This is a genomic window from Staphylococcus sp. CWZ226, from assembly GCF_018986355.1.
GTDB classification, from domain to species: Bacteria; Bacillota; Bacilli; order Staphylococcales; family Staphylococcaceae; genus Staphylococcus; species Staphylococcus simulans.
Genome location: NZ_JAHMSB010000003.1, coordinates 88,657 through 103,903, shown reverse-complemented (window position 1 = coordinate 103,903; position 15,247 = coordinate 88,657). Strand labels below are relative to the sequence as shown.

13 protein-coding genes are annotated in these 15,247 nt (G+C 34.0%); 9 read left to right on the top strand and 4 right to left on the bottom strand.

All coding sequences use genetic code 11. The features are described from left to right. Positions 1-5 precede the first annotated feature (5 nt). The 7 genes from tagD (at position 6) to KRR19_RS03685 (ending at position 10,429) form a co-directional block, all read left to right on the top strand. A complete protein-coding gene (gene tagD / locus KRR19_RS03715; protein WP_002479946.1) occupies positions 6-398 on the top strand; it encodes a glycerol-3-phosphate cytidylyltransferase in 393 nt (130 codons plus the stop codon). A gap of 47 nt (positions 399-445) precedes the next feature. Beyond that, a complete protein-coding gene (locus KRR19_RS03710) occupies positions 446-2,947 on the top strand; it encodes a glycosyltransferase (protein ID WP_002479945.1) in 2,502 nt (833 codons plus the stop codon). A 251-nt stretch (positions 2,948-3,198) separates the two neighbouring features. Continuing rightward, positions 3,199-4,299, top strand: a complete 1,101-nt coding sequence (locus KRR19_RS03705) for an acyltransferase family protein (protein ID WP_002479944.1) — start codon at positions 3,199-3,201, stop codon at positions 4,297-4,299. 536 nt (positions 4,300-4,835) lie between these two features. Beyond that, positions 4,836-6,158, top strand: coding sequence for an APC family permease (locus KRR19_RS03700; protein WP_002479943.1), 1,323 nt, complete (start codon positions 4,836-4,838; stop codon positions 6,156-6,158). A 161-nt stretch (positions 6,159-6,319) separates the two neighbouring features. Then, the gene (locus KRR19_RS03695; protein WP_216733448.1) at positions 6,320-7,255 is read left to right on the top strand and encodes a ketopantoate reductase family protein; all 936 of its coding nucleotides are present in this window, start codon (positions 6,320-6,322) and stop codon (positions 7,253-7,255) included. Between the two features lie 202 nt (positions 7,256-7,457). Further along, positions 7,458-8,945 carry an aldehyde dehydrogenase family protein gene (locus tag KRR19_RS03690; RefSeq protein ID WP_002479941.1) on the top strand — a complete coding sequence of 496 codons (1,488 nt, stop codon included), beginning with the start codon at positions 7,458-7,460 and terminating at the stop codon, positions 8,943-8,945. Positions 8,946-9,283: 338 nt separating this feature from the next. Then, positions 9,284-10,429 (top strand): glycosyltransferase family 2 protein, encoded by a 1,146-nt coding sequence (locus KRR19_RS03685; protein ID WP_002479940.1) that lies wholly within the window; start codon positions 9,284-9,286, stop codon positions 10,427-10,429. 59 nt (positions 10,430-10,488) lie between these two features. On the opposite strand, the gene KRR19_RS03680 is transcribed toward KRR19_RS03685, so the two are convergent. The 4 genes from KRR19_RS03680 to KRR19_RS03665 form a co-directional block, all read right to left on the bottom strand. Then, positions 10,489-10,746 carry a hypothetical protein gene (locus tag KRR19_RS03680; RefSeq protein ID WP_002479939.1) on the bottom strand — a complete coding sequence of 86 codons (258 nt, stop codon included), beginning with the start codon at positions 10,744-10,746 and terminating at the stop codon, positions 10,489-10,491. 3 nt (positions 10,747-10,749) lie between these two features. Continuing rightward, entirely contained in the window at positions 10,750-11,040 is a 291-nt protein-coding gene (locus tag KRR19_RS03675) for a hypothetical protein (RefSeq protein WP_002479938.1), read from the bottom strand. 112 nt (positions 11,041-11,152) lie between these two features. Next, positions 11,153-11,410 carry a hypothetical protein gene (locus tag KRR19_RS03670; RefSeq protein ID WP_216733447.1) on the bottom strand — a complete coding sequence of 86 codons (258 nt, stop codon included), beginning with the start codon at positions 11,408-11,410 and terminating at the stop codon, positions 11,153-11,155. Between the two features lie 146 nt (positions 11,411-11,556). Further along, positions 11,557-12,924 carry an FAD-dependent oxidoreductase gene (locus KRR19_RS03665; protein ID WP_002479936.1) on the bottom strand — a complete coding sequence of 456 codons (1,368 nt, stop codon included), beginning with the start codon at positions 12,922-12,924 and terminating at the stop codon, positions 11,557-11,559. A 244-nt stretch (positions 12,925-13,168) separates the two neighbouring features. On the opposite strand from KRR19_RS03665, the gene KRR19_RS03660 reads away from it, so the two are divergent. Continuing rightward, a complete protein-coding gene (locus tag KRR19_RS03660; RefSeq protein ID WP_002479935.1) occupies positions 13,169-13,900 on the top strand; it encodes an ABC transporter ATP-binding protein in 732 nt (243 codons plus the stop codon). Then, complete coding sequence (locus KRR19_RS03655; protein WP_216733446.1) at positions 13,890-15,011, top strand: ABC transporter permease; 1,122 nt, start codon at positions 13,890-13,892, stop codon at positions 15,009-15,011. Before KRR19_RS03660 ends, KRR19_RS03655 begins: the two co-directional genes overlap by 11 nt. Positions 15,012-15,247: the final 236 nt, after the last annotated feature.

Genomic DNA, 15,247 nt, shown 5'->3' with positions numbered 1-15,247 from the left:
ACAGTATGAAGAGAGTAATTACTTATGGAACTTATGATTTATTACATTATGGACATATTGAATTATTAAGACGTGCAAGAGAAATGGGAGATTATCTTATTGTGGCATTGTCTAGTGATGAGTTTAATAAAATTAAGAATAAAAAATCTTACTATAGCTATGAACAAAGAAAGATGATGTTAGAATCAATTCGTTATGTAGATTTAGTAATCCCTGAAAATGATTGGGGCCAAAAACAAAAAGACGTTGATCGATATGAAGTAGATACATTCGTGATGGGGCACGATTGGGAAGGTGAATTTGATTTCTTGAAAGAACAGTGTGAAGTCATTTATTTAAAACGTACGGAAGGTATTTCTACGACACAAATCAAGAAAGAGTTATACGGTAAAGAATAAAGCTTTTGTTTTAATGTTGATAAAAAAGATAAATAGGAGTGTCTACATTGAATAAAGTAAGCGGATTTATACTGAATCAAGCGAAAAGAAAATATAAGTTTATTGAGCAACCTGTCAAATCGAAGTTTAAGAGCAAGTATGTCTTAAAAACAACTAAATATGCGAACTTTTATAAAAAGAACAAAGTTAACGATAGACAAATAGTTTATCAAGCACGAGATGGTAAGAGTATGACAGACAGCCCTTATGCAGTTTTTAAATATCTATTAAGAGATAAGAAATATAAAAAATTAGAACATATCTGGGTTGTAGATTCTGAGAAAAAACGTAAAGCATATACTAAACAATATAAATCATTTAAAAATGTGCGATTCATTGTAAAAGAAAGTGACGATTATTTAAGTGTACTTACAACTGCTAAGTATATTATCAATAACTCAACTTTCCCCGCTTATTTTACAAAGAAACCAGAACAAGTGTATGTAAATACTTGGCATGGTACACCTATTAAAGCTATGGGCCTAGATGTAGAAGATAACTTAGTCGGCTCTCAAAATATCATTAAAAACTTTTTAAGTGCAGATATATTAGTCAGTCCGAACCCTCATACAACAGAAGTGTTCAAAAGAGCGTTTAGTTTAGAGGGTATTTATAATGGTGATTTAGCTGAAATAGGTTATCCAAGAATTGATTTAACATTGAATAGTGATAAAAAAGATGTACGTAAACATTTAAAACAAAATGGTCTTAAATTAAAGAAACGTAAAACACTTTTATTTGCGCCAACATGGCGTGGGACTGATGTTAATGACCCCGAAGATAGTGTGGCTGACATTCATGAAATGGTCTTAGAACTTGAAAAGAAAACAGACTATCAGGTTATTGTTAAAGTACATCCTTTTGTTTATAAAACAGCATTAAATTATAAAGAACTAAAGCCATATCTTGTTCCTGATTCATTTGATACGAATGAATTGTTAGCAGCTGTAGATTTGTTAGTAACGGATTACTCTAGTATTTTCTTTGATTATCTTGTAACAGATCAACCTATTGTTTTTTATGCGCCTGATTATGAGGATTACAATAGTGACCGCGGACTTTATATTAATACAGATCTACTTCCTGGACCGTCGGTCTATGACATAGATGAGCTTGTATCAGCTGTTAATGAAGCGGAAACAAACCAAGATGTATATCAAACTAAATATGAGCGTTTTAAAGATTTATATGTTCCTTATGAAGATGGACATGGAACTGAACGTCTTGTTAACAAAATGTTCCAACCGGTTGTTAGTAATCAAGAAAACACTAAGAAGAAAATATTGATGTATCCAGGCGGAATGAAAAATAATGGTATTACTACATCAGCAATTAATTTATTAGAAAATATTGATTACGATAAATATGATGTAACGATTTTCTTGGGAGATACAAAGAATCGTGAAATCTTAGATAATTTGAAAGAAGTTAATAAAAATGTACGTATTATCTTAAGAAAAGGACCTTTATTAGGTACTACTTTAGAGAAATACAGAGATATCTTTGTTAAAAATAGAGGTGTTAAATCTGTATTGGAAGAATCAGTTTATCCAACAGAAGTATTTGAACGCGAATTTAGAAAGATTTTCGGAATTTCAAAATTTGACGTTGTAGTAGACTTCAGTGGTTATTCTATGTTCTGGTCAAAAATTCTATTAGGAACAGAATCTAAACGTAAACTAATGTACCTTCATAGTGACATTAAGAGTGATATGAATCGTAACGTAAATGGTATACGTCCGCATTACCAAAACTTAAAAGGTGTCATCAGTTTATATAATCGTTTTGACTATTTAGTCAGCGTTTCAGAAGAAACATGTAGAATAAATAAAGAAAACTTAGCAACGTCTAAAACAAAAGATAAATTTACATCAGCTATGAATACAATTAATTTAACACGTATTAATAAATTAAAAGACGAAGATACAGATTTCTTTATGCATCGCGGACAAAAAGTATTAGCATACTTAAATAATGGAGAAATCGTGAGTGTTCCGTTTAATGATCAAGATTTCAAAGTTATGGCGATGGGTAGGCTTTCTCCAGAAAAAGGCTTTGATATTTTAATTGAAGGCTTCAAAGATGCAGTTAAAGAAAATCCAACTGCGAAATTGTACATTTTAGGTGAGGGGCCGTTACGCTCTAACTTAGAACAATTGATTCGCAAACTGCAATTAGAGGACAATGTTTTCTTGGTGGGTCAAAAACGAAATCCATTTAACATTATGAAGCAATGTGATGTCTTTGCGTTAACTTCTCATTATGAAGGGCAGTCTATGGTGTTGCTTGAAGCGTTAACAGTTGGTGTTAATGTACTTGCCTCAAACATCCCGGCTAACAGATATGTTTTACGTTATGGTGACTTCGGAATTCTTACAGAAAATGAACCAGAAAAAGTCGGTGAAAACATTAAGAGTTTCATGAATGGTCAGATTCCTGTCTTTGAAACATTTAAAGGACAAAACCATAATGAAACTGCACTAAATGAGTTTTATTCATTATTAGATTAATAAAACGGTTAAAGATAGGCTTGCGCGCCATGCGTAAGTCTATTTATTTTTGAAAATAACTTTCGATAGAACTAAATAGTGTTCTTAACTCTATTGCGTAAATGATGTAAGTTACATATAATTAATGATGATGAACGTATTTGTGAAAACATATCTCTTTTAAATATCGCTTGCTGATATTTAAAAGAATTTTTTATGTATTCATTGAAAGCGTTATAATACTAGGGATAAATATTAAGGGAGTACGCAAAATGAAAAAGAAAGTAGAGCTGACATATGCGCGTGCTATTTTTTGTGTCATTATCGTTGTTGTTCATGCAATGACAGGTTTTGTGAATGATCCGCATATCACAGAGTTCCAAAAACGAAGCGCAAGTTACATTCAAGTCTTATTATTTAGTGCGACACCGTGCTTTATTATGTTATCTGAAATGTTGTTAGGTATGAGGTATTCTAAACATATACCTAATAACTTTTTAACTAAACGCGTGAAGTTTATTTTAATACCATACATTTGCTTTGCATTATTTGTGATTGTCGAGATATATTTTGATCCAAGTAAAAATTTCTCAATGAGTCACTTATTGATTAATATTTTGTTAGAAGGTAAATTCTTTGGATGGTTTGTACTGGTTATTTTCCAATTCTTTGTATTACATATGTTGTTTTATAAAGTGCTAGATCGCATGAAACCACTTATACCTATCGTTGTGTCATTAGTTATTAGTTTTGGACATGCTTTTTTAATGTACTATAGTACAACTTATTTAGAGTTTTGGAATACGTATTATCCATTATTTAACCGTACAATTATTTTAAATTGGTTGTTTTACTTTGTTATCGGTTTCTATATTGGTAAGAACTTTGATGCAGTGATGCAGTATGTGCAACAAAAAGTACTATATGTACTTGGGGCACTTTTACTAAGTGGACTAGTTATAGCATTCGATTTCTTTGTGTTGAACGTTACATGGAGAGAATCAAATCGTTTTGACCTATTCATCTTCACAGCAGCATTCTTTGTTTTAGCTATTTATGTCGCAAAACAATTAAGTCGATACCACTTAACAGCTTTATATATGATTAGTGAAATCTCGTTCTTTATCTATTTATCACATCAAATTATTATCCAACATATTTCTAGAGGACTAGCTTCATTTGTGAAGTATCCTTTCGCATTCTTTACATTAACTACTATATTCACACTAGGTTTTTGTGTAGGCTTAGCTATCATACTATCTTTCTTCCCATACGTAAGAATAGTCGTTGGCAGAAACACACTTTATCCGATGGTGTTGAACAATTATAGTATTAAACCAGAAGAACCTAAGTCTGTTGTGGAAACTAAATAATATCATTTTAAGCATTTGCACTAAGTTGCAAATGCTTTTTTTGAGAAATAAAAGTAAAAAAATGATTTAAAAGAGGGAGAAGCAGGTAATAGAAATAAGTATGATTGGTTGGGGTTATTCAGATATTTTAAGTTTGGTTTAACTACCTCAAATAAATAACAGTTTTCTTTAATACATTCAAAACACCTTTTCAAAGTTTGTTCATAAATTGTGTATATATTAAAAGAAAATGTTATTGCCCATTATGCGAGCGTGCGTTAAACTGTAACAGGAAGCTATGATTAACATTATCAAAAGGGATAAAAGTAACAGAGACAAATAAAAAGTTATTTTTTTCAGTATGTAAGCGCATTCAATAAGGAAGGGTTAAAGAAGCGGCTGAACAGTACGACACATACAAAGATTTTTAAAATCCATGTATGTGTTGTGCGGTATGGTCTTTTATTTTTGTAATAATATTGAATGATACTGTTTTAATAATGTATAGCGTCTCTCTACTTGCTTATCACGTATGAGTAAATGGAGGATAGATAGAAATGAGTAATCAAAATGAGCTTAAACGTAATTTAGGTTTCTTCTCAGCCATTTCCATAGTTATGGGAACGGTAATCGGCGCTGGCGTATTCTTTAAAGTTTCCAGTGTCGCAGAAGTAACGGGCTCTACAAGTATGGCAATGTTGGTATGGCTGTTAGGTGGTTTAGTAACAATCTGTGCAGGGTTGACTGCAGCCGAACTTGCCGCCGCAATTCCAGAGACAGGCGGACTTGTTAAATATATTGAATATACTTACGGTAACTTCTGGGGTTACTTATCAGGATGGGCGCAAGCATTTATTTATTTCCCAGCAAACGTTGCTGCTTTAGCAATTGTCTTTGCGACGCAATTTACTAACTTATTCCATATTAAAGCACATTGGATTTTGTTGATTGCATTAATAACTGCGCTAACTGTATACTTTATCAACTGCTTAGGATCTAAAGCAGGAGGTATGCTTCAGTCTATTACATTAGTAATTAAACTGATTCCAATTATCTTAATTGTAGCCGTCGGCTTCTTTGCACCTAGTAATGTAGAATTCTCACTATTCCCAATTCAATCAGGTGAGCAGCAAGGCTTCTTTACAGCCTTAGGTGCAGGTTTACTTGCGACTATGTTCGCTTATGATGGTTGGATGCACGTTGGTACAATTGCTGGTGAGTTGAAGAATCCAAAACGTGACTTACCAGGTGCAATCACTATCGGTTTAGGTGCTGTAATGGTTGTTTATCTTTTAATCAACGCAGTATTCTTAATGACATTACCAATTTCAGAAATCAGCGGTAACTTGAACGCAGCAAGTGAAGCTTCTGTTAAAATCTTCGGTAATGGCGGAGGTAAAATTGTCACAATTGGTATCATGGTATCTGTATATGGTGCTTTAAATGGTTATATGATGACAGGTATGCGTGTACCATATGCGATGGCTGAACGTGGCGGTTTACCATTCAAGAACTTCTTCTTGAAATTGACACCAGGACAAGCACCATGGGCAAGTGGTTTAGTTCAAATCGTTATTGCTTTCGTTATGATGTCTTTAGGTGCATTCGATACAATTACAAATATGTTGATCTTTGTTATCTGGACATTCTACACAATGGCTTTCGTAGCAGTAATGATTCTTAGACGTAGAGAACCAGAAATGGAACGTCCTTATAAAGTACCGCTTTATCCAATCGTACCATTAATTGCGATTGTGTCAGGTGTGTTCGTATTAATTAATACATTGTTCACTCAAACATTACTCGCATCAATTGGTATTGTCATTACTTTATTAGGTATTCCAATCTATTATTATACAAAGAGAAAAGAAGCTAAATAATCTCAATCATTACGATTAGCCGGCAAAATTGCCGGCTAATTTTTCAATATAAGTTATCTCAATATTCAAAAATAACAGAATTAAGCGTTATAATATAAACAGATACAACTTTAGATACGGTAATAACTTACCGCAATACAAACATAAGGAGTACGATGAATATGAAAATTGCAGTTGCTGGTGCCGGCGCTATGGGCGGCCGTGTAGGCACACAAATTCAAAAAGCAGGTTACGACGTTACATTTATTGATAGTTGGTTACCTCACGTTGAGGCTGTACAAAAACATGGTTTTGAAATTCAAACAGAAACTGAGACTTATCAAGTAGATGCGACAATGATTACACCTGAAGAAGTGAATGATCAATATGATTTAGTCATCATTCTTACAAAAGCAATGCAATCTGTAGAAATGTTGCAAAAGCTGAAAGATAAAGGGGCTATTACTAAAGACACAGCAGTATTGACAATGATGAACGGTTTGGGTCATGACGAACGTTTTAAACAAGTCGTACCTGAGGAACAAATATATCTTGCTGTTACAATGTGGACAGCTGGTTTAAGAGGACCGGGTAAACTATTACTTGAAGGTGTAGGTACTGTAGACTTCCAACGTGTTGATGGTAAAGAAAGTGAAAGAACAAGAGAAATTAATCAAGTCTTTGAAGACGCAGGTTTAAATCCAACAATCAGTAATCAAATTATGCAAACAGTTTGGTTAAAAGCAGCACTTAATAGTGTAGTTAATCCACTTTGTACAATTTTAGATAAACGTATCGTTGATTTTGCAGCATACGAAAATTCACGCGAAATGATTACACCAATCATACGTGAAATCGTAGAAGTAGCAGCTGCTAAAGGCGTTGAAGTAGATTTTGACACAATCGTGCATAAAATCGAAGGATCTTATCCTGTTGAAACACAAGGTTTACATCATCCTTCAATGCACCAAGACTTATATAGTGGTCGTTTAACAGAAGTTGATTACCTAAACGGTCAAGTTGAAGAATATGGTCAAGAATTTGGTATTCCAATACCAAACAATACAATGTTGAAACATTTAGTACACCAATTAGAAATGACACATGTAAAAGCATAATTAAGATCTTTAAAAGCTCTGCATGATGCAGGGCTTTTTTTCATTTGAATGGATTCATAAGCACATTGTATGACTAACTTATTTAATTATGTGATAATTAATATACAACTGAAAACGCTTCACAATGGGTTTTAACAAGGTTTCCAAGCTTTTCATAAACCTTGAGCAATAAATAAATTAGCTTTAAAGGAGGCTTTTAATCATGAGTGTAAATGTAAGAGACTATATCCAAGACAGTTATGATTTATTTATTAATGGTGAGTTTGTACCGAGCGAATCAGGAGAAACAATTGACGTTTCAAACCCAGCAACAGGTGAGGTTATCACTAAAGTAGCTAAAGCAAGCGAAAAAGATGTTGATAAAGCTGTTCAAGCAGCACAAGCAGCATTCGACAGCTGGAGTAAAACACCTAAAGCAGAGCGCGTGAAATTATTACGCGAAATTGGTGACAAATTATTAGAACAAAAAGATCGTTTCGCAGTTATCGAAACATTAAATAATGGTAAACCGATTCGTGAAACATCCACAATCGATATTCCATTATCAGCACGTCATTATGAATACTTCGCAAGTGTAATTGACACAGATGAAGGTACAGTTAATGACATGAGTGAAGATGTTATGAGTATTGTACGTCATGAACCAATTGGTGTTGTAGGTGCCGTAGTAGCATGGAACTTCCCAATGTTATTATCAGCTTGGAAATTAGCACCAGCACTTGCGGCTGGTAACACAGTAGTCATCCAACCATCATCATCTACACCAGTCAGCTTAATTGAATTAGCTAAAATCTTCCAAGAAGTATTACCTAATGGTGTAGTAAACATCTTAACAGGTAAAGGTTCTGAATCAGGTAATGCAATCTTCAATCACGAAGGTGTAGATAAATTATCATTCACTGGTTCAACAGAAGTAGGTTATCAAGTTGCTGATGCTGCAGCGAAACGCTTAGTTCCTGCAACACTAGAACTTGGGGGTAAATCAGCTAACATCATCTTAGATGATGCAAACTTAGATGTTGCGGTAGAAGGTATTCAACTTGGTATCTTATTCAACCAAGGTGAAGTCTGCAGTGCTGGTTCACGCTTGCTTGTACAAGAAGATATCTATGATAAATTAATGGATCGCTTAAAAGATGCATTCAGCCGTATTAAAGTAGGTGACCCTCTAGATGAAAATATTCAAATGGGTTCACAAACAGGTGAAGCACAATTAGAAAAAATCCAAAATTATGTAGATTATGCTAAAGAATCAGGTGCAGAAATCTTAGTTGGCGGTAACCGCTTAACAGATGGAGAATTATCTAAAGGTTATTTCTTCGAACCAACAATCATTGCAGTAGAAAATAATAAAAACAAACTTGCACAAGAAGAAATCTTTGGTCCTGTCTTAACAGTTATTAAAGTTAAAGATGAAGACGAAGCAATTCAAATCGCAAATGATTCTGAATATGGTTTAGCAGGTGGCGTTTTCTCTGAAAACATCAACCGTGCATTGAAAGTTGCACGTGAAGTTAGAACAGGCCGTATCTGGGTTAACACTTATAACCAAGTACCAGAAGGCGCTCCATTTGGCGGCTACAAAAAATCTGGTATTGGCCGTGAAACTTACAAAGCAGCTATCCAAAACTATCAACAAGTTAAAAACATCTATATTGATACAAGCAACCAAACTAAAGGACTATACTAAGTTTCATTTGGTCCAAAAAATGTATTAATTTGAATTTAACCACCAACCATCTTATTTATTGAAGATGGTTGGTGCTTTTTATTTTGTTAGAAGGATAGAGTCCTCATATACTTTGAAGTCATTGTATAACCTTCATTAAGAATATATAGATTTTGTAAAGATGCTAGGTTTTATTAGAAAAAGTCAAAGTCATCTATTATAATGTGAAACAAATTCTAAGTAGTATATTAAAAACATACTGTTTCTAAATTTAAAATACAAATTTGGGTATATAGATAAATAACCCTTAATATAAATAGAAGAAGTGGAAACATTTTACAATAGAACGGAGAAATAGAATGGTTAAAGTAAGAATGTTAATCCCATGCTTTAATGAAGAAGATGTTATCAACTACACATACAAAGAACTAAAGAAAGTTCTAGAAGAAGATTCGAAAAAACAAAACTATGAATTTGATTTGCTTTTTATTGACGACGGGAGTAAGGACAGCACAATTGAAAAGGTTAAAGATTACAGCCAATATGACTCACACGTAAAATACATTGAATTCAGTAGAAACTTTGGTAAAGAAGCTGCAATGTATGCTGGACTGGATCAAAGTAGAGATGTAGATGCAGTGATTATTTTAGATGGTGATCTACAACATCCACCTGAATTAATTCCACAAATGATTGAGAAGTATTTAGAAAATGGTACAGACCAAGTTATTGCTAAACGTAATCGTGAAGGTGAAAAAGCTACACGTAAATTTATGACGCATTGTTATTATAAGTTGGTCAATCGCTTCGTCGATGTACCAATTGAAGATGGTGTAGGTGATTTCCGTTTATTAAGTCAACGTGTCGTACGTACACTTGCTGATTTAGGAGAGACACAAAGATTCTCTAAAGGATTATTTTCTTGGGTAGGTTATAAGACAGAAACGATTGAATACGAAAACCAAGAACGCATAGCTGGAGACTCTAAGTGGTCATTCTTTAAATTATTAGATTACGGTGTAGACGGTGTTATTTCGTTTAACAACAAGCCGTTACGTACAATTATGTACTTTGGTATGGGAATCTTTGGTATTAGTTTATTATACTTGTTAATCAATTTCTTAATGATTATCTTTAACGGTATTGATGCACCAGGTTATTTCACTACAATTTTTGCGATTTTATTCTTAGGTAGTATTCAGTTGATTTCATTAGGAGTTATTGGTGAATATATTGGACGTATTTATTATGAAGTGAAGAATCGTCCGAAATACCTTCAACAAGATTCAAATTTAAAAGAACAGTCAGCAGAAAAGAAGAAAACAGAGGAATTCGAATCAACATCTGATCAACGAGAGAAATATCCTAATATAGAACCCTTGCATCATGCGATGCCAAAACCTCAAGAACCTGTATCATACAAAACAAATTTACAAGAAAGAGAAGAAAGTGAATTAAAAGAAAAAGAAAAACAGGCACAACGTATCAAACAAATGAATGTATAAAATAAAGCGGCGCGTTTAAGAAAGCAAAATCTTTCGTTAAACGTGCCACTTTTATAATATTAGTCAGTTTCATCATGTGCTTTATCAGATTTGAAACCTTGAAGTACGATGAAGAATTCACCGACTACAATAAAAATAACTGTATGAGCTAATAAGATAATACCTTGCAAGTTATACCCGATAATTATAATGAAGAATAAAACAGGAATGATAAACTTAGCTTTGCCACTTGCTTTTGACGCAATTACTTTTTGAAGAAGAATCGCAATAATCAGTGTAACAAGCGGTACAATCCAATGCATTAAAAATGGAGACATGTTTTATGACACCTCTTTCTTTTTGTCTGCTTCAGAATGTTTCTGTTTATTTTCCTCATGCCGTTTAAGTTGTTGTTCAAGGCCAAAGAGTTGAACTGCGCCTAATATAAAGAAAATAATAAAAGTTGGTAAGTTAATGATATGTGTTAAGAACAACACCAACAAAATGACTGAATATACAAGCGGTACTACAAACTTATATTTCTTATTGGTATGACGCAGTATGTAGTGCTGCGTAAATAGTGCGGCAACATAAAGAATGACGATACTGATAGTACTTAGAAAAGTAGCCAACGTTGCACCTTCTTTATAATATATTATTGATTATGGTTATAGTTTATCATATTAGTTGAGCTTGTTAAGACAATAAAAAACATACCTAAAATCAATTAGGTATGTGTGTAAGTCAGTCTTTGAAACCTTTAAAGTTTTTGACAGTACCGTGTGTGTATCTATAAACGTGAAACACAGTCACAAGTACATATAGAATGTAGACTGGAACGACGATATAGTTTGCGATGAATAAACCTGTCATCACGAGTACAGAAATTACAGGCACGATTAAATTCCAGTCGCTTTTAATACGTTTCATTAAAGAACCTTGAATTAAAATAACCGTCACGAAGAAAATTAATGATAATACCCACATTAAAACTGGAGACATATTAGACGAACCTCCTCACTTATCTATGTTTTTGAGCTTACTTTCATTCTAAAGGCAGTTGGTATGTTAAGCAAATACATGAGAAGCGGGACAGTGCCGTTTTGACACTGCCCCGCACTCTACATGATTATTAATTTAATGAGTTGTTAGAATAATTGATTGTCTTTAGGGAAGACATCATCGCCTAATGCACGTTGTGCCAAGACGTTTAGATAGTTCCATGGACGATCAAAGTTAGGTTGGAAGAAGAAGTCAACTAATGCTAAATCTTCCAATTTCCAACCCGCATTGATTGCGACTGAAATTGTATTGATAGATTCTACTAAGTCTTCTTTACTCATAATTTGACCACCTAAGATACGGTGAGAATCTTCATCATAGATAATTTTCAGATGCACAGTTGTATCATCTTGTCTGAATTTAGGACGTACAGGTACTTCGATATACGTTGCACCTAAATTACCGTCATAATTATCTTTTTCTGATTCGTGTACACCTGTTTGACCAAATTTATAATCGAATAATGATAAGCCAGATGTACCAGAAACTCTAGGCATTTTCATATCATGGCCAGCCATGTTGCGTGCTGCGACATAACCTTGACGACGAGAGTTTGTCGCAAGGGCAATATAGCGTTCTTCTTCAATAGGTGCATAAGGAATCATTGTTGCGTCACCACTTGCGTAGACATCTTTTTCAGATGTTTCAAGGTGGTCGTTAATTTCAATAATACCTTTAGTACCTAATTTCACTTTACCATCTAACCATTCTGTCGCAGGTTTAACACCTACGGTAAAGATAACTGTATCGGCTTCAAATTCTCCGTTGTCTGTCACAACGCCAGTTACGTTATTGTTATCATCTGCTTTTAATGCTTTCACATTTTCGTTACCTCTGAATTTTAAACCGTGTTCTTTCGCATTCTCTTCGAGAATATCAGTAAATTCTTTGTCTAGGTACGTCTTAATTAAACGATCTCCGTCATCCATCACTGTTGTATCAATACCAGCTTTAACGAAAGCTTCTGCAGCTTCAATACCGATATAACCGCCGCCGACAACGATTGCTTTTTTCGCAGATTTCATACGTTCTTTGATTTTGCCTGCCCAGTCAGCACCACGCATGAATAACACATTATTATAGTCATTGATGCCATCAATTGGCGGTGCGTTTGGTACGCCGCCTGGACTTAAGAATAATTTATCATAATCAACTTTAGATTCATTATTGTCTTTATCTTGAACTGTTACAGTTTTATTTTCAGTATCTAAGTCAGTTACTGTAGTATTCACATGAACTTTAATACCACGATTTTCTAGTGATTCCACGCTTGCATAGTGTAGTGAATCTAAGCTAGGCGCAACATCTTCTAGATAACTTTGAATACCGCAGGATAAGAATGAAGGTTTATCTGCACTTTCAAACACTTCAATTTCTGCTTCTGGATCTGAAATTAATAGCGTTTCGATTGCCGCATAACCTGCGTGAGAAGTTCCGACAATTACATATTTCATAAAGAAATAGCCTCCTCTAATATAAGTTGTATTTATATATAAATAGTCTCATTATCATATTTACCCATAAGGTTAATTGCTAGACTTACATATCAGGCTATTGTTCAAAGTTGATAAAATTGTCATATTTAAAATGTGTGATTAAGATGTTTTAAAAAGGTGATACGTTGTTCATAGACCAGAATGGCTTATAATGAAAGTAATATGAATATGCAATGCAGAGATAGGAAATGGGGGAGAAGTTATGCAAGCTGTCGCACAGTTAACACATGCATCTAAAGCGTTTAATAAGCAAACGGTGCTGGAAGATATTTCGTTGACGCTTCAACAAGGTCAAATTATGGGATTAATCGGACCGAGTGGTTCAGGCAAAACAACAGCTATTAAATGTTGGCTAGGTATGGAACAGTTAGATGGAGGAGAAGCTTCTATTTATAATCATTCAATGCCAAATCGTAAAGTATTGAGCCATGTCGGTTATATGGGACAAACACTCGCTTTGTATGAGAATTTAAGTGCGAAAGAGAACTTAGTATTCTTTGGAAATTTAAAAGGATTATCCGGCAAGCAATTAAACGAGGATATTAAACGCTATATGAAACTGGTCGATTTAGAAGATAAACAATCGCAAATTGTACATACATTTTCAGGCGGTATGAAACGGCGTTTATCCCTAGCAATTACTTTATTAGGGAGACCAGACCTGCTTATTTTAGATGAACCGACTGTGGGTATTGATCCGAGTCTACGTCAAAAAATCTGGCATGAACTGCGTCAACTAGCTGAACAAGGCCAAACCATTTTGATGACAACACATGTCATGGATGAAGCAGAACGTTGTGATCAAGTTGGCTTATTAGTAGACGGTCATATCTTTGCGTTAGGCTCACCAAATGAATTAAAACAACAGTTTAATGCTTCAAGTATTGAAGAGGTATTCTTAAAAGCAGAGGAGGCGAAGGATCATGAGGTTTAAAGCAGTCTTAAAACGTGTCATGATTGATCTAGTTCGTGATAAACGTACGCTCGCTTTAATGTTTATCGTCCCTTTAATCATTTTGACAATTATGTTCTTCTTGTTTAATAGCGATAATGAAGAACACTTAAATATCGGCTTCTCTGAAGATGTCCCTAAATCTTTTGTTAAAGCACTGCCAAAAGATAAAGTGCAGACAGAAACTTATTCTAATTCTGAATCTGTCAAAACCTTAATCGAACAGCATGATTTAGATGCTTATGTTCAAAAAGATGATAAACAATTAGTGGTCACTTATACGAATGAGAATCCAAGTAAAACGACAGCAGTAAAACAAATGCTAGCTGGTACCTTTCAAAAAGATAAAATGCAAGCACTTGCGGGTGAAATGAAAACTATCAAAATAAAACTGGCTGAGATGCCTCAAGCAAGTAAAGCAGCTATGAAATCAAATCAAACATCAGAATTAACCTCACTTGATGCGCATTATTTATATGGAGATGCTAACAGCAGTTATTTTGATAAAATGTTTCCGATTTTAATGGGCTTCTTTGTCTTTTTATTTGTATTCTTAATTTCAGGTATTGCGTTACTAAGAGAAAGAACGACAGGTACTTTAGAACGTATACTTGCGACTTCAATCAAGCGTAGTGAAATTGTGTTCGGTTACCTAGTTGGATACGGTATCTTTGCGGTGATACAAACGTTGATTATTGTACTGTTTTCAATTTACTTATTGAAAGTTGATGTCGCAGGCAATATCTTGTGGGTACTATTAATCAATATACTGATTGCCTTTGCGGCACTTACTATGGGATTATTCGTTTCCACGTTTGCGAATTCAGAGTTTCAAATGCTGCAGTTTATTCCGATTGTAGTCGTACCGCAAGTATTATTCTCTGGTATTATTCCGTTGGATAATGTGAATCGCTTTATCGCAAGTATCGGTTATTTGTTCCCATTACGGTATGCAGGGGATGCGTTGACTAAAGTTATGATTAAAGCACAAAGTATTAATACATTCTGGTTTGATATCGGTATTTTAGTCCTCTTTATTGTAATATTTACAATACTGAATATTGTAGGTTTAAAACGTTATAGAAAAGTGTGAGTGATTCATACATTGAGATCTGTTCAAAAAGGACAGGTCTCTTTTTTAGTTTTTGTCTACTTATTTCAATATTCATAAACATGATGCTATTTACTGCGCTCGAAAATACATGAACCACCAAACACTACTAATATTTAGTAAATCACTTGTTAAAGTGTAAGAATAAACCTTAAACGTTTAAGATATTTATTGACAACGCTTTCATTGTGGATTACGATTTATGATAACGGTTACAC

What these genes read in the sequence shown, in the direction of transcription:
- tagD (WP_002479946.1), top strand. Translation starts at nt 6, where the DNA reads ATGAAGAGAGTAATTACTTATGGAACTTATGATTTATTACATTATGGA.
- KRR19_RS03705 (WP_002479944.1), top strand. Translation starts at nt 3,199, where the DNA reads ATGAAAAAGAAAGTAGAGCTGACATATGCGCGTGCTATTTTTTGTGTC.
- KRR19_RS03700 (WP_002479943.1), top strand. Translation starts at nt 4,836, where the DNA reads ATGAGTAATCAAAATGAGCTTAAACGTAATTTAGGTTTCTTCTCAGCC.
- KRR19_RS03695 (WP_216733448.1), top strand. Translation starts at nt 6,320, where the DNA reads ATGAAAATTGCAGTTGCTGGTGCCGGCGCTATGGGCGGCCGTGTAGGC.
- KRR19_RS03690 (WP_002479941.1), top strand. Translation starts at nt 7,458, where the DNA reads ATGAGTGTAAATGTAAGAGACTATATCCAAGACAGTTATGATTTATTT.
- KRR19_RS03685 (WP_002479940.1), top strand. Translation starts at nt 9,284, where the DNA reads ATGGTTAAAGTAAGAATGTTAATCCCATGCTTTAATGAAGAAGATGTT.
- KRR19_RS03680 (WP_002479939.1), bottom strand. Translation starts at nt 10,746, where the DNA reads ATGTCTCCATTTTTAATGCATTGGATTGTACCGCTTGTTACACTGATT.
- KRR19_RS03670 (WP_216733447.1), bottom strand. Translation starts at nt 11,410, where the DNA reads ATGTCTCCAGTTTTAATGTGGGTATTATCATTAATTTTCTTCGTGACG.
- KRR19_RS03665 (WP_002479936.1), bottom strand. Translation starts at nt 12,924, where the DNA reads ATGAAATATGTAATTGTCGGAACTTCTCACGCAGGTTATGCGGCAATC.
- KRR19_RS03660 (WP_002479935.1), top strand. Translation starts at nt 13,169, where the DNA reads ATGCAAGCTGTCGCACAGTTAACACATGCATCTAAAGCGTTTAATAAG.
- KRR19_RS03655 (WP_216733446.1), top strand. Translation starts at nt 13,890, where the DNA reads ATGAGGTTTAAAGCAGTCTTAAAACGTGTCATGATTGATCTAGTTCGT.